The organism is Verruconatronum alginivorum (genome assembly GCF_056590205.1).
In genome coordinates this window covers 2,710,635-2,735,766 of the sequence record NZ_JBWPVQ010000001.1, presented here as the reverse complement: position 1 = coordinate 2,735,766, position 25,132 = coordinate 2,710,635, and the positions used below count along the sequence as shown (strand labels likewise).

General features: G+C 60.5%; 20 protein-coding genes and 1 tRNA gene. 10 read left to right on the top strand and 11 right to left on the bottom strand.

What is annotated here, in order from left to right; translation table 11 throughout:
- Positions 1 to 158: 158 nt before the first annotated feature.
- Positions 159 to 4,325, bottom strand: a complete 4,167-nt coding sequence (locus tag ACWUI2_RS09790; protein WP_486982674.1) for a DUF4838 domain-containing protein — start codon at positions 4,323 to 4,325, stop codon at positions 159 to 161.
- Positions 4,326 to 4,563: 238 nt separating this feature from the next.
- Here ACWUI2_RS09790 and ACWUI2_RS09785 point away from each other — a divergent pair, with 238 nt between their 5' ends.
- Positions 4,564 to 5,895: an FAD-dependent oxidoreductase gene (locus ACWUI2_RS09785; protein WP_486982673.1), complete on the top strand. Its 1,332-nt coding sequence runs from the start codon at positions 4,564 to 4,566 to the stop codon at positions 5,893 to 5,895.
- A 181-nt stretch (positions 5,896 to 6,076) separates the two neighbouring features.
- On the opposite strand, the gene ACWUI2_RS09780 is transcribed toward ACWUI2_RS09785, so the two are convergent.
- The gene (locus ACWUI2_RS09780) at positions 6,077 to 7,507 is read right to left on the bottom strand and encodes a family 4 glycosyl hydrolase (protein WP_486982672.1); all 1,431 of its coding nucleotides are present in this window, start codon (positions 7,505 to 7,507) and stop codon (positions 6,077 to 6,079) included.
- Between the two features lie 65 nt (positions 7,508 to 7,572).
- Between ACWUI2_RS09780 and ACWUI2_RS09775 the strand changes: the two genes are divergently transcribed.
- From ACWUI2_RS09775 to ACWUI2_RS09765, 3 genes are all read left to right on the top strand, one after another.
- The gene (locus ACWUI2_RS09775; RefSeq protein WP_486982671.1) at positions 7,573 to 8,385 is read left to right on the top strand and encodes a helix-turn-helix transcriptional regulator; all 813 of its coding nucleotides are present in this window, start codon (positions 7,573 to 7,575) and stop codon (positions 8,383 to 8,385) included.
- A gap of 127 nt (positions 8,386 to 8,512) precedes the next feature.
- Positions 8,513 to 8,956: a hypothetical protein gene (locus ACWUI2_RS09770; RefSeq protein WP_486982670.1), complete on the top strand. Its 444-nt coding sequence runs from the start codon at positions 8,513 to 8,515 to the stop codon at positions 8,954 to 8,956.
- Positions 8,957 to 9,047: 91 nt separating this feature from the next.
- Positions 9,048 to 10,169, top strand: coding sequence for a 3-deoxy-7-phosphoheptulonate synthase (locus ACWUI2_RS09765; protein ID WP_486982669.1), 1,122 nt, complete (start codon positions 9,048 to 9,050; stop codon positions 10,167 to 10,169).
- Between the two features lie 89 nt (positions 10,170 to 10,258).
- Here the strand turns inward: ACWUI2_RS09765 and ACWUI2_RS09760 are convergent, their stop codons facing one another.
- Positions 10,259 to 10,513, bottom strand: coding sequence for a YkgJ family cysteine cluster protein (locus tag ACWUI2_RS09760; protein WP_486982668.1), 255 nt, complete (start codon positions 10,511 to 10,513; stop codon positions 10,259 to 10,261).
- A 105-nt stretch (positions 10,514 to 10,618) separates the two neighbouring features.
- Here ACWUI2_RS09760 and ACWUI2_RS09755 point away from each other — a divergent pair, with 105 nt between their 5' ends.
- Complete coding sequence (locus tag ACWUI2_RS09755) at positions 10,619 to 10,987, top strand: DUF3375 family protein (protein ID WP_486982667.1); 369 nt, start codon at positions 10,619 to 10,621, stop codon at positions 10,985 to 10,987.
- Here ACWUI2_RS09755 and ACWUI2_RS09750 read toward each other — a convergent pair.
- From ACWUI2_RS09750 to ACWUI2_RS09740, 3 genes are read right to left on the bottom strand one after another with little or no spacing between them, the layout of a single operon-like run.
- Positions 10,948 to 11,139 carry a HEPN domain-containing protein gene (locus ACWUI2_RS09750; protein ID WP_486982666.1) on the bottom strand — a complete coding sequence of 64 codons (192 nt, stop codon included), beginning with the start codon at positions 11,137 to 11,139 and terminating at the stop codon, positions 10,948 to 10,950. The genes ACWUI2_RS09755 and ACWUI2_RS09750 overlap by 40 nt on opposite strands.
- Positions 11,108 to 11,278 carry a HEPN domain-containing protein gene (locus ACWUI2_RS09745; protein WP_486985057.1) on the bottom strand — a complete coding sequence of 57 codons (171 nt, stop codon included), beginning with the start codon at positions 11,276 to 11,278 and terminating at the stop codon, positions 11,108 to 11,110. The genes ACWUI2_RS09750 and ACWUI2_RS09745 overlap by 32 nt, the downstream gene beginning before the upstream one ends.
- Positions 11,279 to 11,315: 37 nt before the next feature.
- Positions 11,316 to 11,642, bottom strand: a complete 327-nt coding sequence (locus ACWUI2_RS09740; RefSeq protein ID WP_486982665.1) for a nucleotidyltransferase domain-containing protein — start codon at positions 11,640 to 11,642, stop codon at positions 11,316 to 11,318.
- Positions 11,643 to 11,857: 215 nt separating this feature from the next.
- Here ACWUI2_RS09740 and ACWUI2_RS09735 point away from each other — a divergent pair, with 215 nt between their 5' ends.
- On the top strand, positions 11,858 to 13,213 hold the full coding sequence (locus ACWUI2_RS09735; RefSeq protein ID WP_486982664.1) for a Fic family protein: 1,356 nt from the start codon (positions 11,858 to 11,860) through the stop codon (positions 13,211 to 13,213).
- 29 nt (positions 13,214 to 13,242) lie between these two features.
- On the opposite strand, the gene ACWUI2_RS09730 is transcribed toward ACWUI2_RS09735, so the two are convergent.
- The 4 genes from ACWUI2_RS09730 to ACWUI2_RS09715 form a co-directional block, all read right to left on the bottom strand.
- Positions 13,243 to 13,319 (bottom strand) — tRNA-Arg (locus ACWUI2_RS09730).
- 188 nt (positions 13,320 to 13,507) lie between these two features.
- Positions 13,508 to 16,729 (bottom strand): efflux RND transporter permease subunit, encoded by a 3,222-nt coding sequence (locus ACWUI2_RS09725; protein ID WP_486982663.1) that lies wholly within the window; start codon positions 16,727 to 16,729, stop codon positions 13,508 to 13,510.
- 34 nt (positions 16,730 to 16,763) lie between these two features.
- On the bottom strand, positions 16,764 to 17,840 hold the full coding sequence (locus tag ACWUI2_RS09720; protein WP_486982662.1) for an efflux RND transporter periplasmic adaptor subunit: 1,077 nt from the start codon (positions 17,838 to 17,840) through the stop codon (positions 16,764 to 16,766).
- A 76-nt stretch (positions 17,841 to 17,916) separates the two neighbouring features.
- Positions 17,917 to 18,435 (bottom strand): peroxiredoxin, encoded by a 519-nt coding sequence (locus ACWUI2_RS09715; RefSeq protein WP_486982661.1) that lies wholly within the window; start codon positions 18,433 to 18,435, stop codon positions 17,917 to 17,919.
- A gap of 400 nt (positions 18,436 to 18,835) precedes the next feature.
- Here ACWUI2_RS09715 and ACWUI2_RS09710 point away from each other — a divergent pair, with 400 nt between their 5' ends.
- The 3 genes from ACWUI2_RS09710 (at position 18,836) to ACWUI2_RS09700 (ending at position 21,855) form a co-directional block, all read left to right on the top strand.
- Complete coding sequence (locus ACWUI2_RS09710; protein WP_486982660.1) at positions 18,836 to 19,045, top strand: hypothetical protein; 210 nt, start codon at positions 18,836 to 18,838, stop codon at positions 19,043 to 19,045.
- Positions 19,046 to 19,109: 64 nt separating this feature from the next.
- Positions 19,110 to 21,419, top strand: a complete 2,310-nt coding sequence (locus ACWUI2_RS09705) for an efflux RND transporter permease subunit (protein ID WP_486982659.1) — start codon at positions 19,110 to 19,112, stop codon at positions 21,417 to 21,419.
- Entirely contained in the window at positions 21,406 to 21,855 is a 450-nt protein-coding gene (locus tag ACWUI2_RS09700) for a GxxExxY protein (RefSeq protein WP_486982658.1), read from the top strand. The genes ACWUI2_RS09705 and ACWUI2_RS09700 overlap by 14 nt, the downstream gene beginning before the upstream one ends.
- A 98-nt stretch (positions 21,856 to 21,953) precedes the next feature.
- Here the strand turns inward: ACWUI2_RS09700 and ACWUI2_RS09695 are convergent, their stop codons facing one another.
- On the bottom strand, positions 21,954 to 23,432 hold the full coding sequence (locus tag ACWUI2_RS09695) for an excinuclease ABC subunit UvrC (protein WP_486982657.1): 1,479 nt from the start codon (positions 23,430 to 23,432) through the stop codon (positions 21,954 to 21,956).
- A gap of 244 nt (positions 23,433 to 23,676) precedes the next feature.
- Here ACWUI2_RS09695 and ACWUI2_RS09690 point away from each other — a divergent pair, with 244 nt between their 5' ends.
- Positions 23,677 to 24,966 carry an O-acetylhomoserine aminocarboxypropyltransferase/cysteine synthase family protein gene (locus ACWUI2_RS09690; RefSeq protein ID WP_486982656.1) on the top strand — a complete coding sequence of 430 codons (1,290 nt, stop codon included), beginning with the start codon at positions 23,677 to 23,679 and terminating at the stop codon, positions 24,964 to 24,966.
- Positions 24,967 to 25,132: the final 166 nt, after the last annotated feature.

Genomic DNA, 25,132 nt, shown 5'->3' with positions numbered 1-25,132 from the left:
GGCGGTTCTCTCGCAGGTTGTGTTTGATTGGGTAAGGCCGATACAAATCGTATATCCTAAATTCGAGGGCCGACCCTAGACTGCAACGGAGCAATTCACGACTGCCGCATATTAAAACGTTGAAAGCGCATAACCGGGCGGACAGGGTCCCACCGCCCTCATGGCAATTTCTCCACCTTCAGCCGGAGAAACCGGCGCCCGGTCCCCGAGACCGCTTGGTCATCGCGGTAGGTCACGGTTTCCACTTCCTCGTCGACGCTGGATAGATATTCGCCTTGGCCCGCCGTCCAGACGGAAAGATCGTTCGATACCTCCACCTCGTAGCAGATGTCTTCGATGCCAACCGGTCGCCGGTAAGTCAGCGTCAAAAAATCCTCGCCGTCGACCCGCTCCACCGATTCAAAGACATCGGCCACTCCCGGGACCAAGGGATTCAACCCAAGGGCGTATTCCAGTAAATTGACGATCCCGTCGCCGTCGGGATCGGCCATCGGACCGGAGATCGCCGGGTCATGAATAGCGTCGCCGAACCACCTCCACGCCCATCCGGCGTAACCGTCGACTTCGCCGGGATCGTCCGGCACGCCGGGCAACTGCGGAACGCTGGGGAAAATCCGGACGAGGTCGACATCAACGTATTCGTTTCCAGTCTGCCCGGTGAAATCCCCTCCATGCCCAATTCCCGCTTTTGCCGCGATCCGCCCTTCCTGGGTGGCGCCGGTCCCGGTCGAGATCCAAGCGCCTCCGACTTCCGTCTTATAGAAAATCTCGTAGGTATGGTCCGACGGATCGAATTCGATCGCCAGCCAGAAGCTTTCGGTATGAGTGTTACTGGTGAACAACGTCACCGGCGCGACCGAGGTTCCGGAGCCGAAGCTCAAGCCCTCGATTTGAATCAACGGCGATGCGGCGCTGCCGTTCCGCGAGAGCCGCACTTCGACGACGTTACCATCGGTGATCGTATCGAATCCGAGGCGCACCCACTCGTTGGTGGTCGATCCGGAAAACCGGAACCCCCTGATCTTCATCTCCGCCCGGACCGGTCCTTGTCGCTCGCCGATTTCGAAGGTGCTTTTCTTCCCTCCTCCCGAGCCTTGAATCCGATACGCTCCGTCCCCGGTGGTTCGGGAGGCATGCGGCGAATGGATTTCCACCCCCCAGGTCCCTTCCAAAGTTCCCGTATTCAAAGTTTGGTGAAGGGGGGTCCCGAGCGGCTCCTCGAAATGCCACTCTCCCAACGGCTCCTCGCCCAGGACGTAAACAAACAGTTCCTCCAAGTTGATCCGGCGATGTTCCACCCGGGAAGCCGCCACCAAATCGGCGATGAACAGGTGTTCGTGCTTGCGACGAAACCGGATCAACTCTCCCAATGCCTCGCGGGCGGTCTGAAGCGCCTCCGGATCTTCCGGCACCGCCCCCTGCGACCCAAGGGTTCCGATAAATCCGACCGAAAGCCGAGCGTGTTCAAGCCCGGCTTGCAGGAAACGGACCCGTTGCAGGTACTCGGGCCGACCATCCGCCGCGGCCAAGGTCTCCGCCTGCTCCAGCAAATCGACCGCCGGAAGAAACGATGCGGGCGGATAAAGCGAGTTGGCCGTGGTCGGATTGTTCCAACCGACTCCGCCAAGCGGCGCCTCGTCCCGGGAGTAATCCTCCCAATAATCGAAATACTCTTCCACCAAACCCGCCGCCGGACCGAAGGCCGAGAAGAACTCCGACCGAAGGTCGACGATTTCACGGGTCGGATCGACCGAGAGGCGCATGTGGATGTAGAGCATCGGTCCCCTCACCGCCCAATCGCCCCAGAGGCTGCTCATGTCGTAGCCGGCGAGTCCGTTCGCCGCGACGAACTTGAACATCTCCCCCGCCTGCCAGGTGCTGAGATGCGGCATCACATAACCGCCGAGCAAGTAATTCGGCCGATACCCGACCGTCGCCCCACGCCCGACCCATCCCAGCCATTGCTGCTGGTTCCACTGGTGGGCCGCTTCGCTCATCGGATAATAGGTGATCGCACGGTTCCCCCATGGCACGTAGTCGCTGTAAATGCCGGTCAGATCGAAGTCGGTCACCGGAGCCGGCAGGTGATTCCAATAGAGGTGGCTGGTCACCGTAACGTTCGGATTCACCTGAACCGCGAGATCGCGCACCGTTTTCCAAAAACGGGCGTAACGGTCCGACACCAAGGGATCGAACTGCGCGAATCCCGGTTGATCGGCCGCCACGTCCCAAGAGAGACAGACGCTGCAGTGGCAAAAGACCGCCTCGTCGACTTCCCCCAGCCGCAGGATGTCCCCTCCGTCCCAGACTTCCTCCACGATGAACTGATGCAGGTCGGGATTCGAAACGCACATCGCCGCCTCGCCGCCAGGCACCGCCGGTCCGCGTTGGCCATCCTCCCGAAGCATGAACCACTCCGGGTGTTGCGCGCCATACTGGTTCCACCATCCGGTGAAAAAATGCCCGACCAGCGGCTTTCTTTTCGTGAAGGCGACCCGGTGCCTTCCGAGATAGGCGTGCATCGCTTCGGAGTAGGCCGACAATCCGTTTTTTGAATACGACAAAGCCGCCCGCAACGGATGGGCCGTTTCCCGGCCTTCCACCAGATCGTCGATATGCCAGGTCCGAAACCGCCGAAACGCGATCGCCGGTTCGACCACTTCATTTAACTCCTCCGTCACCGCCAGCGTCGCCGCTTCCGGGACCACCGTCCCGAGCTCTCCCGGCCAAAGCCAGAGAACCCCCGCGTAACGTTCGAGTAGTTCGTAAACACCATACAGAGTCGGCCGATGCAACGGGGCCGCTTTGTTGAGCGAGGAGGTGTCGAACAACCTGCCGTCCGCTTCATCCCGGCCCGCGACATACAAATCGCGCCCGACGGAGCGCAAGGCGAAGGCGTCGTCCGGCAACACAGCGACGTCGATCCCGGCGTCCGCCGCAGCCACCGTTTCCCCCAGAAAGATCCGGCTCAACTCCGGATCAAGAGCGCCGGCGGTCGACTCCGCCACAATGTCGAGGGTGACCCCGGTCGCCCGGGCGATGTGCCCCACCAATTCCTCCGCGGCATACGCCGCCACCGGCGTCGGCGAATCAGCGGTCACCACCACCGCCCGGGCCACACCGTTCTCCACGAAATAAATTTCCGGTTCGAAATCCGACGTCACCGTCAAGACCGTCGCCCCGGGGCCGTAATCGACCCAAAAGGTAAATCCTTCATACCCGCCGACCGACCGTCCGACTCCATTCTCCCATCCCGCAAACTCACCCATCAGGTTCTGATATCCGGCCAGGAGGAGGTATTCCCCGGGGATCGCCTTCCCTCCGGTAAAACCGATCTCCAGTCCGACTCCCGCGCCGTCCGTCGAGAGAGAAAGCGACGGCGGCGCGTTGACCTCCTCAAACTCCAGCCGGTCGTGTCTTCCCGGGTGGGCCAGGTCCATCCGAAGTTTCGATCCGGAAAGAAACTGCAACGTCTGGTCGACGACCGTCAATGTTCCGGTCTCGCCCGGCCGCCCCGGGGCAACGACCCCTTGATCCCGGATTTGAAACGTCATGCTCGCTCCCATTCCGATTCTCCCCCGGCCAGTCAACATCGCCGGGGAACCTTCCCCGCCCACCCAAAGACGGTAATTGCCCCCGGGATGCGTGCCATCCAACACCAGCGTTCCACCGAACACTTCAGTCCATTGCCCCCGGTTCATCGCCAAACCTTCGGCTACGACCACCATTCCCGTCATCGTCGGGGCGAGCCGAATCCGGTTGACCTCCGGATCGACGACCACGCCCAGATAACCGCCGGTCAACAACACGGTCCCCGCGCCATCGAACTCGATGGTGAGGTTGCTCCCGCCCGTCCGGTGCAGCCGCCCGTCGAGCGTCAACGGATTCGCCGAGTCGTTGACCACATAAGCGGTGGCGTCATCCCCGACGAAGCGAAAGAAACTCCCGACATCAATGATGTGCGCCCCGGAGCCCTCCCCGACATAGATGCCGGTCAAATCCCGGAGTTGGAAAATACCTCCGAGGGAAATCGTATAATCAACCGGCGGCCCCCCGCCTATTCCCGGCCCCGGAAACGAAAGAAAGCGAGCCGACCGCGACGAAGAAACCGCAATGTCGCCGTTCGCTACCCCTTCGGCGGGGAAAACCGCCCCTCTCTCGGCGGTCGGCACACCATCGGACCAATTGCCGACGGTGGTCCCGTCCCAGACCGAATTGACCGCCCCGGTCCAAGTGGTGTCGGCGGCCGCGGCAAGACCAGCGACGCAAAAAACGAAAAGGCCGGCGGCCAAACCCGATACCTTGAAAAGTGAGGAGAAACTCATAAAACAACGGCTCGACGGCTTCATGAACCAGGGTTTGTTTCGGGGATTCGTTGACACCCCGGTCATCATTCGACCGTTCGAGCCTCCAATCCAACCGATCCTGCCAGCCCTGTAAAACCTTCCCCCTTCAAACGTTGAACGACCGATTCCGATTCCCCGCCTCCCTGGCTCGGAGTTCAGGGGAAAAATCTCCAATTCCGGAGTTTTCAATCCCCCTTCCTTCACTAATGTCAGAGAAATGCACTCACCTGCCCACGACCAAACGAAACCGAACGCAACGCACTCCGCCGAACAAATCGCGGAAGCGGCCCGGCAATTGCCTGTTTCCGGACGCTACGACGTGATCGTCTGCGGTGGTGGCCCGGCCGGTATCGGAGCCGCCCTGGCCGCCGCCCGCGCCGGCGCTTCGACCGCGTTGATCGAATTCCACGGTTGCCTCGGCGGGGTCTGGACTTCCGGCATGCTCTGCAACATCATCGACACCAACAACAAGACCGGCATCATCCAGGAGATTCTCCAAAAACTCGACGCACGCGGCGCCCAACTCGCTCCCCGATATTACGACGTCGAGGCGCTGAAACTGCTTCTCGAAGAGGAATGCACGGCTGCCGGCGTCGACATTCTCCTTCACACCCAACTGGTCGAAGCCTTCGTCCAGGGAAACCGCCTTTCCGCCGTGATTACCGAAAACCGGTCCGGTCGCCAAGCCTGGACCGGCAAAGTTTTCATCGACGCCACCGGCGACGGCATCCTCGCCGAAAGAGCCGGTTGCAGCTACGATCTCGGCCATCCCGAGACCGGGGAAATCCAACCGATGAGTTTGATGGCCCTCATCACCGGCATCGACGGCAAAGAACTGCAACGACACGGCTTCGTCCGCAACCCCCGCCCCGAACCCAACGCGCCGGTGATCGACCACAAGGGGAAATTTGCCGCGGCCCTCAAAGAAGCCGGCATCGAATCGAGCTATTCCCGTCCCTCGCTCTTCCCGATCCGCGACGACCTCGTCGCCATGATGGCCAATCACGAATACGGCATCCAAAGCGACGACGCCAGAGGGATCACCGCGGCCACCATCCGCGCGCGCGCCGAGGTCAACCGCATCGTCGACTCCCTCCGCTCCCTCGGCGGTTGCTGGGCCAACGTCCGCCTCGCCCAAACCGCCGAACAAATCGGCATCCGCGAGGGCAAACGAATTCACGGCTTGTATCAGTTAAGCAAAGACGACGTCACTTCCGGCGCCCGCTTCGAGGACGCGGTCTGCGAATCGGCTTTCGGCGTCGACATCCACGCCACCAAGAAATCAGACGGCGGTGGTTATTCGAACCAGGGATTGAAGGCCCAACCCTACCAAATCCCCTTCCGCTCGTTGGTCGCAAAAGACATCGAAGGGCTCTTGATGGCCGGCCGCTGCATCAGCGGCGACTTCTTCGCCCACGCCAGCTACCGGGTAACCGGCAATGCCGTAGCGATGGGCGAAGCCGCCGGAAAGGCCGCCGCCCACGCCGCCCGCAAAAACATTTCGACCCACGCCCTCCGCTGGGCGGACGTCGCCGCCACCACTGGATAAAAATCCTCCCCGCCCCCCCGTGACACAGACATTCCTGTCTGTGCTCCACCAACAGAGATTCCTCCCGTGGTCGGGTTGGCTCCGCCGCCCGACTCGCGGGGAGGATGTTGATCCCCACGACTTTCGAAGACGCCAAAAAATGGGGCGGCAAAGCCAACCCCACTACTTTAAACAAATCCGCTCAATAAAGCTGCGGCGCCTCACCGACCGACAGGACAGCCGCGCCTCCACGCTCCCCTTTCTTCTTCTTTGACCATCCGGGCAGAACCTCCTCCTCGGCCTCGAACAATTCGTCGATCACCGCCCGGGCGGTGGCGATCGAATTCACCAGGGGATCCATCGCCAAGGCCCGCACCAACAACCCGCGGTCTCTCTTCACGATGGCCTCCACCGTCAATTCATGGACGTCGAGGATCTGCATTTGCAGCGCCCGCAGCCCATACGGAAAATCCCCCACCGGCAACGGACGCGGACCGCTTCCATCAAGCCGGCACTCCATCTCCAGAAAAGCGTCCGGCGAAAGATTGCCGACCGCCCGTCCGCCCCCGTCGACGCAGTCGTGATTGGACCGATTGATGAAATAGGTTCGACCATCTCCGGTAATCATGGTGTTCATGATGTCGGTCGCATGATCCGGTTTGTATTGAGAATGAAACGACTCCATCGTCTTCGCCCCCGATAGGTAATCGTCGATTTCATTCCACATCGCCGCCGTTCTTTCCTCCCGCTCGTCACAATCGAAAATCGATAGTGGCGGGATCGGCTCCTGAATGGCCGCCCGCCCCTGGTAAAACGGCACATACTCTTTGGTGTGCCCGGTGCAGGTCGGGACCGCCCCAAACACGTCGGCCAATTGGGCCGTAATGAAATTGTTGAAACGGGCCTTCGCATACCCTTGGTCCTTCTCCGTCTCAGCCATCCGCCGAAACGCTTCATGAATTTCCGGGAGAACATCCCGCCCGTCGAGTTCGGCCCGCAACATCCAGGTGAAGTGATTGACCCCGGCGATCCGCATATCGAAACGATCCATCGCCGTCTCGTCCCGGCCAATCAATTTCAAATAACTCAGCTTCTTGTGCGGCAGATGATGCGAGTCGCACAACGCGAACGATTTGGTCCGGGTATGCCGCATCAATCCGATTCCCATGATCGCCGACGGATTGATGTAATTAATCAACCACGCCTCAGGGCAAATCTCCTCAACCGCCTCCGCGATTCTCAGGATTTCGGGAAACTCCCGCATCGCCCGAAACACTCCACCCGGCCCGATCGTATCGCCCGAACACATCCGGATCCCATACTTGGCCGAAATCCGGCAGTCGATCCGGCGGTAATGCGCGTTGCGAATCGCAAAACTGAGCACCACGAAATCGGCCCCGGGCAAAGCGTCACGAAAATCCGGATACCCTTCGACCGCCGTCCCCGACCCGCTGCTTTCCGCCGCCAATCTGGCCAATCGCACCATCCGGTCAAGATTGGCCGGATCGGTGTCGACCAACGCCAACTCGCCTCCCTTCAATCCGGAAAGATGGTTCATCGACCAAATAGCCTGACGACCGAAAAACAAACTACCCGCTCCCACGATAACGATTTTAGGCTTTGTGTTGCTCATACATGGAACACTAGACTAGCCATTTCATCTTTACCGATAGGATAATTGTGGTTTGATTAGCACTGATGTTGCACATCGATCCACGCTTGATCGTCTTTCGCCCGACCAACCCCGCCGCGCCAAACCTGCCGTTGCGGGTCCGTTCGGTCGGGCGTAGCGGAGTTGCCGCCGGCTGGGTGGAGCCTCCGCGCCGCGCGAAGTGGTTCGCCGAACTCTACTGGGGGATTGAGGGAGTCGGTGAGTTCCGAGTGGAAGATCGCTGGATGCGTTTGGAACGGGAGACGATCTTCATCTACCGCCCCGGGGAAATCCATCACCTGCGCGCGGTTTCCGAACGATGGCGGTTCTGCTGGATCACCTTCGACCATCCCGACTGTCTCCGCTGGATCGAAGGATTCGGTTTAAACGGACGGATCCATTCGGCAGGGGAATGTCCGCAAACGGTTTTTGTCGAGATCGCGTCCGCGCTCCGCGCCTGCACGGCGGAAGGAGAACGGACTGCCGCCCACCTGGCTCATTCTCTCCTTATGAAGGCTTCGGCAAATCCTCCGCCGGCCTCGCCCGGCACCCTTCCCGCCCGGGCCAAGACGTTGATGGACCGGCTCTTCTGCGACCCCGCCATCGGGATCAACGAGATCGCCGACCGCCTCCAGGTCCATCGCACCACCCTATTCCGCCAATTCACCGCCAGTCACGAACTGAAACCATCCGCCTACCTGCACAACCTCCGGGTCCAGCGCGGCCTCGCCCTTCTCCGCGAAAGCGCGGCTCCGATCCACGAAATCGCCCGCGCCGCCGGTTTCGCCGACCCGAATTATTTCTCCCGCGCGATCCGCGAAGCCACCTCCCTCAGTCCAAGGGAGTTTCGCGAAAGCTAACTGACCCGTAGCGAATCTTTCTCGAAGATTCGACCGATGAACCAATCGATGAAGGCGTGGCTTCGACCGTGCGGATCATTATCGGATTTACAGCTTCGCCTCCGTTTCCCATCATTTTCTCATCCTCATGAATCGATTGGCTGTTTTCATCTATATCCTCATCGGCCTTGGAATCTTTCTCTGGTTCCAGAGAGAGGAACTCGGGCTCACCCAGACCGAGGGATCGACGTCTTTCAGGTCCGAGCCCAGACCGCCCACTCCATCCGGAGAGGCCTATTTCATCATCCGACACAAAGTGAAACCGGGCGGCTACATCGGTTGGCACCAGACCGAACGCAACAATTTGACCGGCAGCCCCGTCCAAACCCGCCAATCGTCGAATTTCTATTTCGTCTGCACCGAGGTCGGGAGCAGCGCCGAACGAATTTTCCTCGTTTCCGAGAGCGTCTTCAATATGGAACGCGCGGGCAACATTCTCCCCTGGAGCCAGGTCCGGACCTTCACCGAAGTCACATCGATGGAAGAACCGGAACTGCCGCCCAGTTTCGAATTCCGCCGCCGGGACCGGTGACCGTCCCAGCCATTTCGCCTGCGGACTGTCCGGTCAAAAAATCGCGCCTTTACCCCGCGCCGTTTCTCGTCATCTTTGATCCATTCAATCCATGGCCACCGATGACATCACGGAACGCGTGAACACCCCCGATTGGGAGTCGTTTCACCATATCGACAACGTCCGCATCCAAGCGCTCCGCCCGCTGATCCCTCCGGCGATCCTGATCGAAGAACATCCGCTGAACGAACAGGAAGCGACCCGGATCCGCGGCCAACGCCAGGCGATCGCCGAAGTCCTCCTCGGCCGCGACGACCGCCTCCTCGTCATTGTCGGCCCCTGCTCGATCCACGACACCGAAGCCGCCCTCCAATACGCCCGCCGACTCAAAACTCTTTCCGACCGTCACGAAAAAGAACTCCTGATCATCATGCGGGTCTATTTCGAAAAACCCCGAACCGTGGTCGGATGGAAGGGCTTGATCAACGACCCGTTTCTCGACGACAGCTTCCAAATCAACAAAGGGCTCCGCCTCGCCCGCCAACTTCTCCTCGACATCATCGACCTCGGCCTTCCCACCGCGACTGAATTTCTGGATACGCTCATCCCCCAATTCATTGCCGACGTGGTCTCCTGGGCGGCGATCGGAGCACGCACCACCGAAAGCCAGGTCCACCGCGAACTTTCTTCGGGGCTTTCCATGCCGGTCGGATTCAAGAACGGCACCGGGGGCAACGTCCAGATCGCCATCGACGCCATCCGCTCCGCCCGCAATCCCCACTGGTTTCCCTCGGTGACCAAACAAGGGGTGGCCGCCATTTTCTCGACCACCGGAAACGAAACCGGCCACCTCATCCTCCGCGGCGGCGCCCGCACCGGCACCAACTACGAAGCCCCCCAAATCGCCGAAGCGGTCGCCGCGCTCGAAGCCTCCGGCCTCCCCCCTTACCTGATGGTCGACTGCAGCCATGGCAACAGCAACAAAGACTATCGCCGCCAGCCGGTCGTCGCCGCCGAAATCGCCCGCCAAATCGCCGAAGGCAACCGCCACCTCTGCGGCGTCATGCTGGAAAGCTTCCTCGTCGAAGGCCGCCAGGACCTCACCGCAGACAAACAAAACCTCACCTTCGGCCAAAGCATCACCGACGCCTGCATCTCCCTCGAAACCACCGAAGAAGTCCTCGCCACTCTCGCCCAAGCCATCACCCGCCGCCGAAAACAACTTCCCCAATAAAAGAAAGTGGGGAAAGCGTCCCGCCTCAGCACATCCGAGTCAGCCCCCTTCTTCCGCCCCCCCTTGCGCGCGCCCCCCTGCGGCGACTCCTATGGCGCAGTGCTCGCCTCGAGCCGCGCCAGAAATTCCATGGCCGCCGAAGCGGAAAGACCGCACATGTCCGCGGAGGGCCTCAACCCGACGCAGACGGCCGGACGCTCAGGCTTGCCGAACAGCGCGCACCGGTTGTCCGGCGTCAGTTGCACACACCGAACCCCCGCCGGCTTCCCTCCCGGCATCCCCGGGATCGGCGAACTGATCGACGGCGCAATACAACACGCCCCACATCCGACCCGACATTCCATCCCCCGAACATGCACCCCACGTCCCCGTCCCCGCAAGACCGATCCCCCTCACCCGTGTTTTTCCCTCGTCCTCGCCCGGGTTGCTCGCGCAATTTCCTGGGTCCAATGGAGAGCATATTCGCCAAACTCCTCATTCTCGAATGCCAAGAAAACCCGGCGTCGCGTTTGCTCGTCTCGCCCCGGGGACCGTTAACCATCGGCTGCTTGAAGCCTCTTTTCAAGAATGGGATCCATGAGATCCCGCTGGCGGACGCCCGGGAGCAGTTGGGCCAGCTACTCGCCGAGCACGCCAACAGCCCGGAATTCGAGATTGCCACCGACGACGTCCGCGTCCTCGCCCGGCGGGAATTACGCGAATGGATCCGCCGCGGACTGCTCGTCGAACGCGGAGGCAGCCCGCAAGCAGCCCTGAGCCAGTCTCAGGGCAACGCCGCTCACTCCCCCTCCGCCAGAAGGAAATCGCACAGCTTCTGAACAGTCTCCAAGGCCCCTCGCGCGTCGGCCTCATTTGGCAACCCGGATTCCAAAGATCCAGGAAGCGCATCGGGGTATCGGGTCGGAATGTAGAATCGGTCCAACAAAACCAGAGCCTCCTCAAGTTCGCCAGGGAGCGGTTCGCGGCGCACTTCGAACCAGATCGGTCAGCTTGTGAGTTCGCGGCAAATGACCCGCGAGAAATGTTGCCTTCAAAAGTTTCTCAGCTGCCTGTTGGGCGTGGAAGCACCCCTGATTCCAAATCCCGGCTTCGATTGCCAACCGCGCCATCGCCATATCTTCTTCGGAAAAATGCAGCCAGCGCGGCTCAAGCGGCATATAGATCCTTCCCTTTGGCTTCGATCTCGTCGGTATAAAATCCGCCCTGCGCTCTAAGCTGATCGATCTCTATGGGAGTATAGACCACCAGATCGACCCCGACCCCCGGACGGAGCTTCCGAATCCACCATGCCAACCGGTCATAGAAACGCAGTTCGCTCTCCTGGACAATACATAGGTCGATGTCAGACCATTCTCCAACCGTCTCGTCCGACGCGGCGGACCCGAACAAGATCACCCGGCGAACCGAGGGCTCCTCAGAAATAAGCCGCACCATCCGCTCCAGTTCGTTTTTGATCTCCTGCTGCCGGTCCATACCCAAGCCCAAGATTCAAACCGGTTCACGGCATGATCTCAACTTTAAATCCCTATTTGCCATTAGCGATTCGTTTCAAAAGAGCAGGAAGCCGACAGCAACCTGATCCCATCCCTCCGACAAGGCTACTAATTTAGTATATTTTAGTAATTTCTTGCCACCCCCCCTTGGATCTACTAATTTTCACTAATTTAGCAGAAAACTAGCACTCGACAATGCGCATTCCTGAAACACCACCGAGGCTGACCGAACTGCTGGCTGAATTCGGGAGACGACCAGAGCGGCTCAAGGACGTTTTGTCGCTGATGCAGAAGACTCCGCCCCGGAAGGACTATCTTCACTGGGACAAGCTTCGGCGGTGCCCGCCGCCCGCCGGAATGAGTCATCGGGAATGGTGGATGCTGTTGAAAATGTCCCGACTGGAAGCACTCAAATCGATTCCATTGATGGACCAGGTGGGACAACCATTTCAATTTGCCGTGCCGGAGTCGGTCATGGAGGCGCTGCATGAGATCGATCTTGGAGCCGGTTGCACCATTAGTCTTCCCGAACCGATTACCAACCCGCACACCCGCGACCGTTATGTGGTGAGTTCTCTCATGGAAGAGGCCATCGCCTCCAGCCAACTCGAGGGCGCCGCAACCACGCGCGAGGTGGCGAAGGAGATGATCCGCACCGGTCGTAAGCCGCGCGATACGAGCGAGCGGATGATCCTGAACAACTACAGCACTATGGGGAAAATCCGGGAACTGAAGAATTCCCGGCTTTCGCCGGACCTCGTCTTTGAAATCCACCGGATGGTGACAGACCAGACGTTGGACAATCCGACCGCCGCAGGACGCTTTCGCCGACCGGATGAGAAATGCGTCGTGGCCGACGACGAAGGCAATGTTTACCACGACCCGCCGCCAGCCGACGAGTTGCCCGCGCGGATGGAGGCCATGTGCGCCTTTGCCAACGCAGAAACGCCCGACCGTTTTGTCCACCCTGCGGTCAGAGCGATCATCTTGCACTTCTGGCTGGCTTACGATCATCCCTTCGTGGACGGCAACGGGCGCACGGCGAGAGCGCTCTTCTATTGGGCGATGCTCCACCGGGGTTACTGGCTGTTCGAGTTCATTTCGATCTCCAAAATTCTGCGAAAAGCGCCGATGCAATACGTCCGCTCCTTTCTTTATACGGAAACGGACAACAACGACCTGACGTATTTCCTCCTTTCCCAAACTGAAGTGATCCGGCGAGCGGTCGGCGAATTGGACGCCTACATTGAGCGGAAGACATCAGAGATCCGGGAGGTCGAGACCCATATGCGGGCGCTTGATCTTTTCAACCACCGTCAAGTGGCCCTGATTCGCCACGCCCTCAATCATCCGGGACAACGCTACACGTTCCGCAGCCACCAGAAAAGCCACAACGTGGCGTATCAAACTGCACGCACCGACCTGCTGGATCTCGGCCAAGCCGCGCTACTGGAACAGCGGAAAAAAGGGAATCGAACCCTCTTCATCTCTCCCCCCGATTTATCCGACCGCCTCCTGAAACTCGAAAAAGAAGCCGCCGGACGGACGTAAGACCCTGGACATGGTCCCCGCAGTTGCGATGGCACGGCAGGAGGGATTCGAACCCCCGACCCGCGGATTAGAAATCCGCTGCTCTATCCGACTGAGCTACTGCCGCATCTCTTTATCAACCAAGCGCTTCTTTGACCAGACCCCTGCGAGGTGTTTCTAGGCATTTTAGGCACCCGGAAGGAGCAAGAAAATCCAGCGGGGAAAAAAGGTCAAGCTGTCGTTTCCAGCGGGATCCGGCTTTATCTGCGATCACCCGCGTCATCTGCGGTTGAATCTCTCATTCCGGTTGCTCAGTCACTCAGACTGGTCGCGGCGGAGGAGGCGGTCTTTCATTAAAATCAGGTCGTCGATGATCGAGTATAAGCAGGGAATCAGGATCATCGTGATCAACGAGGCGAACATCAGGCCGAAGATGATCGATTGGGCCATCGGGGCCAGAAACTCTTCCTGGCCCCGGGTCGCGAAAGCGAGGGTCGCCAGGCCGCCGATGGTGGTGGCGGTGGTCAGGAAGATCGGACGAAAGCGGATCCGGCCGCTCACGATGATCGAATGCCAACGGGCCCGGCCGGTGCTGCCGTGGCGTCGTCCGTTGGCCGAGGGATGCTCCCGGCGAAACCGATTGATGAAATCGACGAAGACCACCGAGTTGTTGACCACGATCCCGGCGAGGGCGATCGTCCCCATGATCGCCATCAGACCGAGCGGTTGCCCCATCAACAACAGGCCACCAATCACCCCGATCACCCCGAATGGGATAACCGCCATCACCATCAGCGGTTGCAAAAACGAATTGAAGATCACCGCCAGGATCACGTAGATCAACATCATGGCCAGGAGCGCCGCGAATTGCATCGCCTCGATGCTCCGTTCGGTGTCCTCGCTCTCCCCCGCCACCCGCAACCGGTAGCCGGGATAACGTTCCTCGAACTCCGCCAGCCACGGCATCATTTCCCGCTCCACCTCGCGCGCGGTGATCGCCCGAGTATCGAGGTCGGCGGTCACCCGGACCATCCGTTGCTGGTTCCTTCGATTGATCCGGGCGATCCCACTGGTTTTGGTCACCTCAGTCACCGAATGCAACGGGATCAACCGTCCGTCGGGAGTCGGAATCCGCAGACCAGCCAGGATCTCGGGATCGTTTTGAAAACGTTCGTCCATCATCACCCGCAAACGGACTTCGTCGTTCCCCCAGCGGACCCGGGCGGCTTCGATTCCTCTGTATGCGCCTTGCAAATACATTCCGACATCCCGGGCCGAGAGCCCTTCCTCGGCCGCCCTCTCCTCGTCCAACCGGTAAACGAATTCCGGCTGCCCGGCTGTGTAATTATTGGCGATGTTGGTCACCCCGTCGACTTGGGCCAACCGCAGTTCGAGTTCGGCCGCGATTTCGCGCAACACCTCAAACGACTCGCCGAGGATCTCGACGTTCACCGGCAAACCGACCGGCGGCCCGCCCCCTTCCGAGGCGGCCGTCGCGGTGACGAATTCCGGAAATCGATTCACGATCCGCTGCAGGTGGCGTTCGATTTCGGAGGGACGACGTGCCGCCGGATTCTGCTCGTCGACGTCGACGGTGACCATCGCCAGGTTGGCGCCGTATTGAAGAAATTGATTCGTCTGCTCCAGCCGGGCTCCGATCTGCGTGACCAACCCCGCCAGGTCGTTTTCGGGCAACTCCGCCGCGATCGCCTGCTCCAGCCGGATCACCACCTCCTCGGTCTGGTCGAGCGAATAGTTCGAGGGCAAATCGACTTTTACGAATATCCGGTCGGCGTAATCCGATTCAAACAACTGGAATCGCAATACCCCCGCCCAAATCACCACGCCGCCGGCGGCCAGCAGGGCCACGAAGCCCAGCGACACCCAATACCGCCGCCGCAAACAAAGGACCAGCAAATGAGTGTAGGTCTCGATCACTCCTCCCATGATCCGGTCGACCGCCACCCGCAGTTCGGCGTAGGTCAAACTGATATGCAGATAAAGGCGCCGCATCAAAGGCGGGCGCTCCCGCAACTTCGCTTCCAACTCCTTGACGGTCGCCGGGTGACGCACGAAGTCCGACATATGGCTCGGCAGGACCACAAAGGCTTGCACCAAGGAAAAGACCAGTCCAGCGATCACCACCACCGGCACGACCGCCAGGAACTTGCCGATGATTCCTTCCCCGAGGATCAACGGCAGAAACGCCGCCACCGTCGTCGACACACTTCCGACCACCGGCCAGATCACCTCCTGCGTTCCCCGCACCGCCGCTTCCACCCGCGACAGACCCGCCTCGTAATACCGGTAAATGTTTTCCGCGATCACCAACGCGTCGTCGACGATCATCCCGATCGCCATGATCATCGCGAAGAGTGACAGAAGATTGATCGACTCCCCCCGCCAATACAAAACCAGAAAGGTTCCCGCGAACGAGATCGGCAATCCGATCGCGATCAGCACCGCCACCCGCCAGTTCAACAACATCACCAACAGGACGGTCACGATCACCAAAGCTTGGATACCGCTCTCCAGGACGGTTTGAATCCGGACGTCGATGTATTTCGTGGTGTCGGTGACGATCCGTCCCTCCACTCCCTCCGGAGCCTGTTGCATCACCCGGTCGAAAACGGCGGTGACCGCCGCCGCCGTCTGCAACGCGTCCGCCCCGCGCCGCTTGATCACCGTGAAGGTGAGGCCCGGTTCCAAGTTGACCCGTCCCCGCCAGGTCTCCCGTTCCGGCGATTCCTTGAAGGTGGCGATATCGCGCAACCGCACCAGCCCTCCGGTCGACGCGACCATCAATTCATCGAGATCCTCCGGCGATCGAATCTCCCCGTCGAGCCGAACGATCCGTTCCCCGGCCGCGCTGCGCAAGCGACCGCCAGTCCAGTTCCGGCTCTGGTCCCCGACAACTTGGGCGACCTGGTTGAACCCGAGCGCCGCCAACTCCGCCCGAAACGGATCGACTTCGATCCAAAGCTCCCGAGGGCCGAGCCCGGCCACCAAAACCTCCGAAACGCCCCGCACCACTTTCAGTTCCCGCTCCAACCGGTCGAAGACCGCCCGCTCCGCCGTCAGGTCGAAACCCGGGGGGAAAGTGATCCCGAAGGTGAGGAGCGGCAACGGAATATCGAAGATTTCCGCCAATGGTTCCTCGGCGGTTGGCGGCAGTTCCGGGCGGGCCATCGAGACCTCCTGACGGACCTCGTTGAGAATCGGTTCGAGGTCGTTGATCGAGGGATCGATTTCGAGGAAAATCGTCGAGAAATTATTCTGGGAAGACGACATCACGTTGAGCAGGCCGCTCACCCCGGCGACCCGTTCCTCGATCGGAATCGTCACCAGCTGCTCCATGTCCTCCGGCAGACTGGTGGTGGCGTCGACGGTAAAAATCCGTATGTAGTTCGTCGATACGTCCGGGAAAATGTCACGCGGGATCCGGGTCGCGGCGGCGAAGATCCCGCCGACCAGCAACGCGACGACGATGATGTTCACCGCCACCCGGTTTTCGACACTCCAACGCGCGATATTCATCTAAACGATCCCCTCGTTGACCGGCCGCGGGTTCTCACCGGACAATCAAGGTTTCTCCCTCGCTTATCCCGGAAAGCACCGGATAAAACCCGTCGACTTCGCGCCCGAGTTCGAGTTCCCTCAACACACCCTCGCCATCCGCCCAAATCTCGACCAACGCCCGGCGTCCTTCGAAACGGACGGCCGAGGCCGGGACGAATAAGGCGTCGGCGTACCTCGTAATGACCGTCCGAATACGCCCTTGGGCTCCCGCCGGAAGCCGACCGTCGGCGTTCGGCGCCTTCGCTTCGATCAAAAACAAGCCGTTGCTCGGATCCGCCGCCCGTCCGACCGAGGCGACCGCCGCCTGGAACGTCTCGCCGGGGAAGGCGGTCAACGTCAGCCGGAGTTCCTCCCCCGACCGGAACGAACCGAGTTCGAGATCGCTCACATAAAAACGAATACGCAACGGATCGAGGGTGACCAAACTAAAGAGCCCTTGGTTGACGTTCACCGAATCCCCCGTCTCCACCAACCGCTGGTTCACGTGGCCGGCGAACGGCGCCCGGATCTCGTGCCGGGCGAGCAATTCCTCCTGGCGCCGCAACTCGGAACGCAAGCGGTCCAATTCCCGTTCCTGGACCTCCGCCTGTGCCCGGGCCTCTTCCGCCTGGGTCTCGGGGATGGCGGCGGTTTCCCGGAGGCGATCCGCCTCCCGCGCCCGTCGTTGGAACTCGCGCAATTGCGCCTCCCCGGCGTCCACCGCCGCCCGGGCCGATTCCAAGCCCAAGCGGGCGAGCGTCGGATCGAGCCGCAGCAAGACCTCCCCCTCTTCCACCACGTCGCCGACATCGACCGCTATTTCCACCACCCGTCCCGAAACCTCGGCCGCCACTGAGGCCCGCCGGTCCGGTTGCAACCGCACCGCGAACGAACGCTCCCGGAAACGATCCATTCGCTCGACGTTGGCCAACATCGGCTCCGGCGGCACCAACTCCGCCCGCTCCTGTTCCAGTCGGATTTCCAGGGCCCGTGCCGCGAAATAATGCCGGATGGCGGCGCCGGTCACTACCAGGATGATTGCCGCGAAGGTGAAACCGAGAAGCGCCCGTTTGGTGTGCCGAGAGAGCATGGCTGAAGGAGATTGACGGAGAAACGAGGAGGCTGAAAACGACGGGTCGGATGACCTGGGAGGTCGAAGCCAACCCTCAGTTCCGCCGTCCGTTCTTCAATTGATCGAGCGCGGCGAGGACATCCTCCGCCTGTTTCGCCGTCGAAGCCCGCAGATCTCTCCAGACCACCTGGCCGTCGCGGATCAGAAACGCCTGTCGGCTGGCGAACGCCCCCCGTTTCGGCACCCCGAACGCGTCGACGACTTTTCCATCTTCGTCGGCCAGCAGCGGAAACGGCAGGTTATGCGCCGTCTGGAACCTCTTCTGAGCCGCAACCGAATCCATGCTGACCCCGACAACCTGCACCCCCTTCTCCTGGAGAACCGCGAACTCGTCCCGCAGACTGCACGCCTGGGCGGTGCATCCGGGGGTGTTGGCTCTCGGATAAAAGAAAACCAGCACAAAGCCCTCGCGGTAAAGATCGCCAAGCGCCACGGTTTGACCGTCCTGGTCGACCGCCTCCACCTGCGGCGCCGGAGCCCCTAATTCCAGCGGAGCGCCATGAACGCCCACGAACGGCACGAAGGAGGCCAAAAACAGAAGAAGCTTCTTCATAATTCTCCCTAACTAGATCAACCCCGGGCACATCGCAAATCCTTTTCATGCGGTAAAATTGCGGGAGCTTCGTGCTTTAGCCGAAGACCGTCGGAGTCAGCAACCGGGCCAAGCGCCCCCTCCGATGAAAACCACGAAAGATCCTCGTCACTGGGAGGGATGGCATCCTGCCGTCCGCCGTCGGCGTCGGGCTCAGAAGAAGGTCGGCTGGAAGCCAACCCTCCGATTTGGCCCAGCGATCCGCATAAACACAAATATTGCATATGGCGACATTGGAGCCTGATCTTGATGGTTTTCGCCGCTGCGCTGGGGCGACGAAGCCAGTCCCACCTCGACATTCCGGGTTTTCCCTAGGCTGGGGCGGTTGCGAAATCAGTCGAATCGGGCGACTGGTAAAAATATGAACGGACAAGGTTCCACCGGAAACGTCATCGCCGCCCTCGCCAGTTTCTTCATCCCCGGCTTGGGCCAACTACTGCAGGGACGGGTCATCCTCGCCTTGGCCCAATTTCTTTTGGCCGCCGTCCTTTGGGTGATCTTCCTCGGCTGGATCATCCACATCTGGTCGATCATCGACGCCGCCCTTTACCGGCGCGAAACCGCGGTGTGAGTTCGTAATGCGTTTGACCTGATCCGGATTTCTGGCAGACAGCAGAATCGCGAAGTTCACGGTTTTGCTGACATTCATCCTCACTTTTTTCACCCGGCGTCCATGGTGGGCGCTTTCCTTGACGACCGGGGTTTGCCTGCTGCTCTGGGTGGCCGGGACGCAGTTGCAGACCCGGAGCGGCATCGATTCTGTGCTCGACGCCCGGGGCGGGCAACGAGAGGCGTTCGAGCGGGCCCGCGAGATCGGGGAGATCGAACGAACCCTCTTCATCGACGTCGAACATCGGCCGATTTTTTCCACCGAAGGGTTGTCGCTGGTGCGGGATTTGACCGACGCCTTCATCGCCTCCGGCGACATCCGGGCGGTGAAGAGCTTGACCCACTCGGTGATGCCGGTCCGGCGCGGTTTTTCCTTTTCTTTCGAAGCGCTGATCCCTCCCCCGCCGTGGGACGACTTCCAACTGGCCGCGCTCGAAGAACTCTGCCTCCAACATCCGTTGATCCGCAATGTCATGGTCTCCGCCGACGGAAACCGGGCGTTGGTCGCGGTGGAATACCACGCCTCCGCCTTCGAGCGGTCGACCCCGGCGGAGTTGCGGGATCGAGCGCAAGAGATCCTGGATACATTCGAACAAGGCGAAACGCGGCTGCGAATGATCGGACTTCCGTTCGCGGAACTCGAAATGCGGGAGGCGGTGAAGGTCGACTCGTTCCTTCTTTTCGGCGGGGCGTTGCTGCTGGCCGCCGTCATCCTTCGGGTCGCCTTCCTCGGCTGGGGAATGGCGGGCTCGCTCCTGTTGATTCACTTGATTTATCTCTCGATCCTGCCGGGACTCAGCCGCGTGGCCGGTTATCAACCGGAGCCGTTCGCGCTCGCCCTTTTTCCGTTGCTGGGGGCGATCCAATTGACCTTGCTGGCCCACCTGGGCACCGCCCTCCTCCGGAATTCAGTGTGGGAAGGAAGCCGGAGAACCGCCTTGGAACGGGCGATCGCCGAGACTGGAAAGGCCTGTTTGTTCGCTACCCTGACCACGATGGCCGGGTTTCTCGCGCTCACGGTTTCACCGACGGAATCAGTCCGGGAACTCGGCTTCTGGGGAGCCGCCGGGGTCGGGACCGGTTTCCTTTTCACCTTCGGACCGGGGGTCGCGGTGCTGGCCGTGACCGGAGGTCGGCGACGCGGTCTGGAACCGTCGGCGGCCGACCGGCGATTGCGCTCAACCGAAGCGCGGTGGCGGAACGTCGCGGAGAACCTGGCTCAATGGATCGAAGGCCATCGGTCGGCCCCGGTCGCGGGGGCGCTTCTGCTCGCGACCATCGCGGGGCCGGGGCTGTTGCTGCTTCAACCGGATGTACGGCTGGAGAGTTTTCTTCCGCGGGGTAGTCAAATCGAAGAAGCGGTTCGGATCGCCGATGCCGAATACGGCGGACTGCATGTCGCCCAGATCGATTTCGACTCCGGCCGCGCGGGGGGAATCACCGAGCGGGATTTCCTGGAGTTCGTCTGGGAAATCCACCGGCGGGCGGAGTCGATCCCGGAAGTGACGGCGGTTTATTCGTATCCACAAGTTCTGACAGTCCTCAATCAAGTCTGGCGTGGCGGCGACCCGGAGGCGCTCCGGTTGCCGGACGAGCCGTGGTTGCTGGGGATGTTCACGGGGGGATTGGAGGCGTTCGACCTGCCGTTTTTGGGGGCGGTGGCCGATGAGGAACGGCGGACCGCCTTCATGATCTTGCGGATGCCTTCCCTTTCGTCCGCCCGTTATCTGGAGATCGTGGAGCAGATTCTGGCGGCGGCCAGAGGTTCGGCTCCGACCGGGACGACCATCGAGGCGGGCGGGATCGTCCATGAGTTTCTCGCCTCCGACCAGGCGGTGGTGAGGGCTCAATTGCTCAGCAGTTTGACGGTGATCGCCGCGGTGGCGGTGTTGTTGCTGGTGTTGTGGCGGAACCCGGTCTTGATGGCGAAAGGGCTGGCGGTCACTCTGCTGCCGGTCGGCACGATGCTCGGCTTTGCCGGTTACTTCGGGATTCCGCTCAACGCGATCACGGTGATGGCCGGGGCGATCGCCGCCGGGATCGCGGTGGACGACGCGGTCCATTTCATCACCTGTTGGCGGGATGTCCGGGGGCGGTCCGGCGATTCGCGGGCGGCGGTCGCTGAAGCGATTTTCACGAAAGGACCGCCGATTTTCTTCACCAGTCTGATCCTGATCGGGGTATTTCTGCTGCTTGGTCTTTCGGCGTTTCAACCGGTGGCCCACCTCGGCCTGATGACCGCCTCCGCACTGGTCCTGACCCTGCCGGCAATCCTGATCCTCCTGCCAATCCTACTGAACCGCAGATTGTTTTTAACCGCAGATGGGCGCAGATAGGCGCAGATGCACAGCAGTTATTTTTGCTTTAACTTTTGGAACAAGATTAAATCATGGCAAGATGGAGAAATACCCCCTTGCGAAGCTTACGTTTGAGATCATTGGCTCGGCGATGAAGGTGTTGAATACCTTGAAGCCAGGTTTGGACGAACGACTCTACGAACGGGCTTTGATTATCGAATTGCGTAACCGAGGCCATCATGTGGATCAGCAAACCCCCTATCCTGTTTTCTACGAAGGAGAGGAAATCGGAAAATTGATCCCTGATCTAATCGTCGATCATGCCGTCATCGTGGACACCAAGGTCGTCACCGCGTTCAACGAAACCCATATGGCTCAAATGATCGGCTATCTCGCCACAACCAACTTGTCTCTCGCCTTGCTCCTCAACTTTAAAGAAGCCCAACTCCAATGGAAACGCGTGGTGCGGAGCTGAGCAAAAGAAAATATCTGCGCTTATCTGCGCCCATCTGCGGTTAACTTTCCAGTGTATCCGCAGTTCCCTTTCCCGAGCCATCCGCGGTGGGTTTTCCTTTATCCGCGGTTTATTTCTTTCAGGAAGGCGTGGAGGTTTTTGGCCATATTGGGGCCGATGCCGGGGACGGCGGCGATCTCTTCGGGGGTGGCTTTGCGGAGGCGGTCGATGGAGCGGAAGTGTTCGAGAAGAGCGGCGCGGCGGACTTTGCCGAGGCCGGGGAAATCGTCGAGGACCGATTCCCGGAGGAGACGGCTGCGGAGGTCGGCGTTGAAGGTGTTGGCGAAGCGGTGGGCTTCGTCGCGGACCCGTTGCAACAGGCGGAGGCCGGGGTCGCGTTCCGGGAGGTTCAACGGTTCCCGTTCGTCGGAAAAGATGATGGTCTCCTCCTTCTTGGCCAATCCGATCAGCGGCGGGGGTTGGAGTCCGAGAATGAAAAAAGCCTTGTTGGCCGCGCCGACCTGGCCCTTCCCTCCGTCGATCACCACCAAGTCGGGAAAGGGACGTCCCTCTTCGGCGAGCCGTCGGTAGCGGCGGCCGACGACTTCCTCCATCGCCCGGAAATCGTCGTTGCCGATGAAGCTCTTGATCTTGTAGCGCCGGTAATTGTTTTTGTCGGGTCGCCCGTCGGCGAAGCTGACCATTGAGGCGACGACGAACGTGCCCGAGATGTGAGAGATGTCGAAACATTCGATCCGCGTCGGCAGGCCGGGCAACGCGAGTGCCTCCTGCAAGCGCTCCATCGCCGCGTTCCGGGAGTCGAGCACCAGCGGATCGCGGGCGAATTTCCGGGACTTTTCCAACGTCTTCTCAAGCGAGAAAACGATGTCCCGCAATTGCGCCGCCTTTTCGAATTCCTGGCGCTCGGCGGCAGAGGTCATTTCTTCCCGCAGGCTTTCCAACCACTCCCGGCTTTTCCCTTCGAGAAATTCGCAGGCGGCCTCGATTCGCTCGCGGTATTCGGCCGGGGTCACCAGGTTGGGAAACCCGAACAACTCGGACCGAACGTCACCATAAAGCTGATACCGACCATCGGGCTGCTTCTGCGGAATGACGTCGGCGAGCAATACCCCGAACTTCTTGCGGAGTTCGGACAGCGTCCGCCGCAGAGGTCCGGAATGGGCGAACGGCCCGAAGTAGCGCGATCCGTCTTCCTTCCGGAAACGGGTCAGCCGGAATCGGGGGATGTCGGCGTTGAGGTCGACCCGGACCATGAGGAAACGTTTGTCGTCGGTGAACTCGGTGTTGTAACGCGGCTTCCATTCCTTGATCAACTTTCCCTCGAGGAGGAGCGCCTCGGTTTCGCTCTTCACTTCCAGAATTTCGAAATCGCTGATCACGTCGACCAACGCCCGAATCTTCGGTTGCAGGGTGAAACGTCGGGAGGCCTGGAAGTAAGTCGAAACCCGTTTTTTCAACGACTTCGCCTTGCCGACGTAGATGATCCGTCCCAACCGATCCTTCATCAGGTACACGCCGGGACCGTCGGGCAGGCGCCTCACTTTCTCTTTAATCCGACTGGAGTCCCCGGCTGACATCTAGGTGAAAACAGTAAGGTTGTATCCTTTTCCCTCCTCCCGGCAACTCCTTCGGCCGGTTTTCCCGTCGGCGGTTTGATTGGGCGGGCTTATTCGTAGCGGATCTTCCGCGAAGATTCGACGACCCCGGGCGAAAGTCGATGAAGGCGCGGCTTCATCGCTACAAAAGAGATGAGATCTTTTCATGAATCTCCCCCGGTTTGTGCTTCATTTACCGGCCTTCTTGGGCCATAGTTTTCCGTCTATGAAAGGACTTGGAACCAAAGCTGTTCACGCCGGGCAATCGGCCGATCCAACCACCGCTTCCCGCGCGGTCCCGATCTATCAGACGACCAGTTACGTCTTCCGCGACACGGAGCACGCGGCGAACCTTTTCGGCTTGAAGGAGCTCGGCAACATCTACACCCGGATCATGAATCCGACCACCGATGTCTTCGAGCAACGGGTCGCCGCCCTTGAAGGGGGCGTCGCTTCCCTCGCCCACGCCAGCGGCCAGGCGGCCATCACCAACGCCGTCCTCAACATCTGCGGCCACGGCGACCACATGGTCTCGGTTTCCCAGCTCTACGGCGGCACCTACAACCTGTTCCACTACACCTTGCCAAAAATGGGGATCGAGGTCTCCTTCGTCGACGCCGACGACCCGGACGCCTTCCGCAAGGCGATCAAACCAAACACCAAGCTGATTTTCGGCGAGACCCTCGGCAATCCCCGCCTGAACGTCTTCCCGGTCGAGGAAGTGGCCAAAATCGCCAACGAGGCCGGAGTTCCGTTGATCCTCGACAATACCGTCCTCACCCCGATCCTGCACCGGCCGTTCGACTGGGGCGCCCATGTGGTGGTCCATAGCGCGACCAAATACATCGGTGGCCACGGCACCTCGATCGGCGGCATCGTGGTCGACGGCGGCAATTTCAACTGGGGCAACGGCAACTTCCCCGGCTTCACCGAGCCCGACCAGAGTTACCACGGTCTCGTCCATTGGGACGCCTTCAAGGAGTTCCCGCCGGCCGGAGGCGCCAATGTCGCCTACATCCTGAAAATGCGCCTCCAGTTCCTCCGCGACACGGGAGGATGCATTTCCCCCTTCAACTCCTTCCTGATGCTGCAGGGATTGGAAACCCTCCACCTCCGGATGGCCCGTCATTGCGAAAACGCGTTGAAGGTCGCCCAATATCTCGAAAGCCACGACGAGGTCAGCTGGGTCAATTATCCGGGACTCAAATCGAGCCCCTACCACGACCAGGCGAAAAAATATCTTTCCGGCCAATTCGGCGCCCTCATCGGGTTCGGCATCAAGGGGGGAATGGAAGCCGGACGCAAGTTCATCGAGAAGTTGAAGCTATTCAGTCACTTGGCCAACATCGGCGACGCCAAATCGCTCGCCATCCACCCGGCCAGCACCACCCATTCGCAATTGACCGCGGAAGAACAGGTGAGCTCGGGGGTCTCCGAAGATTACGTGCGGCTCTCGATCGGGATCGAAGATTACGAGGATATCGAAGCCGATATCGCGCAGGCGCTTACCAAGTAAGGCCGAGTTCGCGGGTCGACGGAGGGGAGTCGCGTTCTTCCCTCCGTTTTTATCCGGCGCAGGTTTCCAGGCCGTGACCGGCTTGACTCGCTCCGGCGCGCCCGCCTATAAAACCGGGATGCAAGAATCGCGCCCACATCGATCCGCACCGAAAACTCCGCCAACG

What these genes read in the sequence shown, in the direction of transcription:
- ACWUI2_RS09790 (WP_486982674.1), bottom strand. Translation starts at nt 4,325, where the DNA reads ATGAGTTTCTCCTCACTTTTCAAGGTATCGGGTTTGGCCGCCGGCCTT.
- ACWUI2_RS09785 (WP_486982673.1), top strand. Translation starts at nt 4,564, where the DNA reads ATGCACTCACCTGCCCACGACCAAACGAAACCGAACGCAACGCACTCC.
- ACWUI2_RS09780 (WP_486982672.1), bottom strand. Translation starts at nt 7,507, where the DNA reads ATGAGCAACACAAAGCCTAAAATCGTTATCGTGGGAGCGGGTAGTTTG.
- ACWUI2_RS09775 (WP_486982671.1), top strand. Translation starts at nt 7,573, where the DNA reads ATGTTGCACATCGATCCACGCTTGATCGTCTTTCGCCCGACCAACCCC.
- ACWUI2_RS09770 (WP_486982670.1), top strand. Translation starts at nt 8,513, where the DNA reads ATGAATCGATTGGCTGTTTTCATCTATATCCTCATCGGCCTTGGAATC.
- ACWUI2_RS09765 (WP_486982669.1), top strand. Translation starts at nt 9,048, where the DNA reads ATGGCCACCGATGACATCACGGAACGCGTGAACACCCCCGATTGGGAG.
- ACWUI2_RS09760 (WP_486982668.1), bottom strand. Translation starts at nt 10,513, where the DNA reads ATGGAATGTCGGGTCGGATGTGGGGCGTGTTGTATTGCGCCGTCGATC.
- ACWUI2_RS09755 (WP_486982667.1), top strand. Translation starts at nt 10,619, where the DNA reads ATGGAGAGCATATTCGCCAAACTCCTCATTCTCGAATGCCAAGAAAAC.
- ACWUI2_RS09745 (WP_486985057.1), bottom strand. Translation starts at nt 11,278, where the DNA reads ATGGCGCGGTTGGCAATCGAAGCCGGGATTTGGAATCAGGGGTGCTTC.
- ACWUI2_RS09740 (WP_486982665.1), bottom strand. Translation starts at nt 11,642, where the DNA reads ATGGACCGGCAGCAGGAGATCAAAAACGAACTGGAGCGGATGGTGCGG.
- ACWUI2_RS09735 (WP_486982664.1), top strand. Translation starts at nt 11,858, where the DNA reads ATGCGCATTCCTGAAACACCACCGAGGCTGACCGAACTGCTGGCTGAA.
- ACWUI2_RS09725 (WP_486982663.1), bottom strand. Translation starts at nt 16,729, where the DNA reads ATGAATATCGCGCGTTGGAGTGTCGAAAACCGGGTGGCGGTGAACATC.
- ACWUI2_RS09720 (WP_486982662.1), bottom strand. Translation starts at nt 17,840, where the DNA reads ATGCTCTCTCGGCACACCAAACGGGCGCTTCTCGGTTTCACCTTCGCG.
- ACWUI2_RS09715 (WP_486982661.1), bottom strand. Translation starts at nt 18,435, where the DNA reads ATGAAGAAGCTTCTTCTGTTTTTGGCCTCCTTCGTGCCGTTCGTGGGC.
- ACWUI2_RS09710 (WP_486982660.1), top strand. Translation starts at nt 18,836, where the DNA reads ATGAACGGACAAGGTTCCACCGGAAACGTCATCGCCGCCCTCGCCAGT.
- ACWUI2_RS09700 (WP_486982658.1), top strand. Translation starts at nt 21,406, where the DNA reads ATGGGCGCAGATAGGCGCAGATGCACAGCAGTTATTTTTGCTTTAACT.
- ACWUI2_RS09695 (WP_486982657.1), bottom strand. Translation starts at nt 23,432, where the DNA reads ATGTCAGCCGGGGACTCCAGTCGGATTAAAGAGAAAGTGAGGCGCCTG.
- ACWUI2_RS09690 (WP_486982656.1), top strand. Translation starts at nt 23,677, where the DNA reads ATGAAAGGACTTGGAACCAAAGCTGTTCACGCCGGGCAATCGGCCGAT.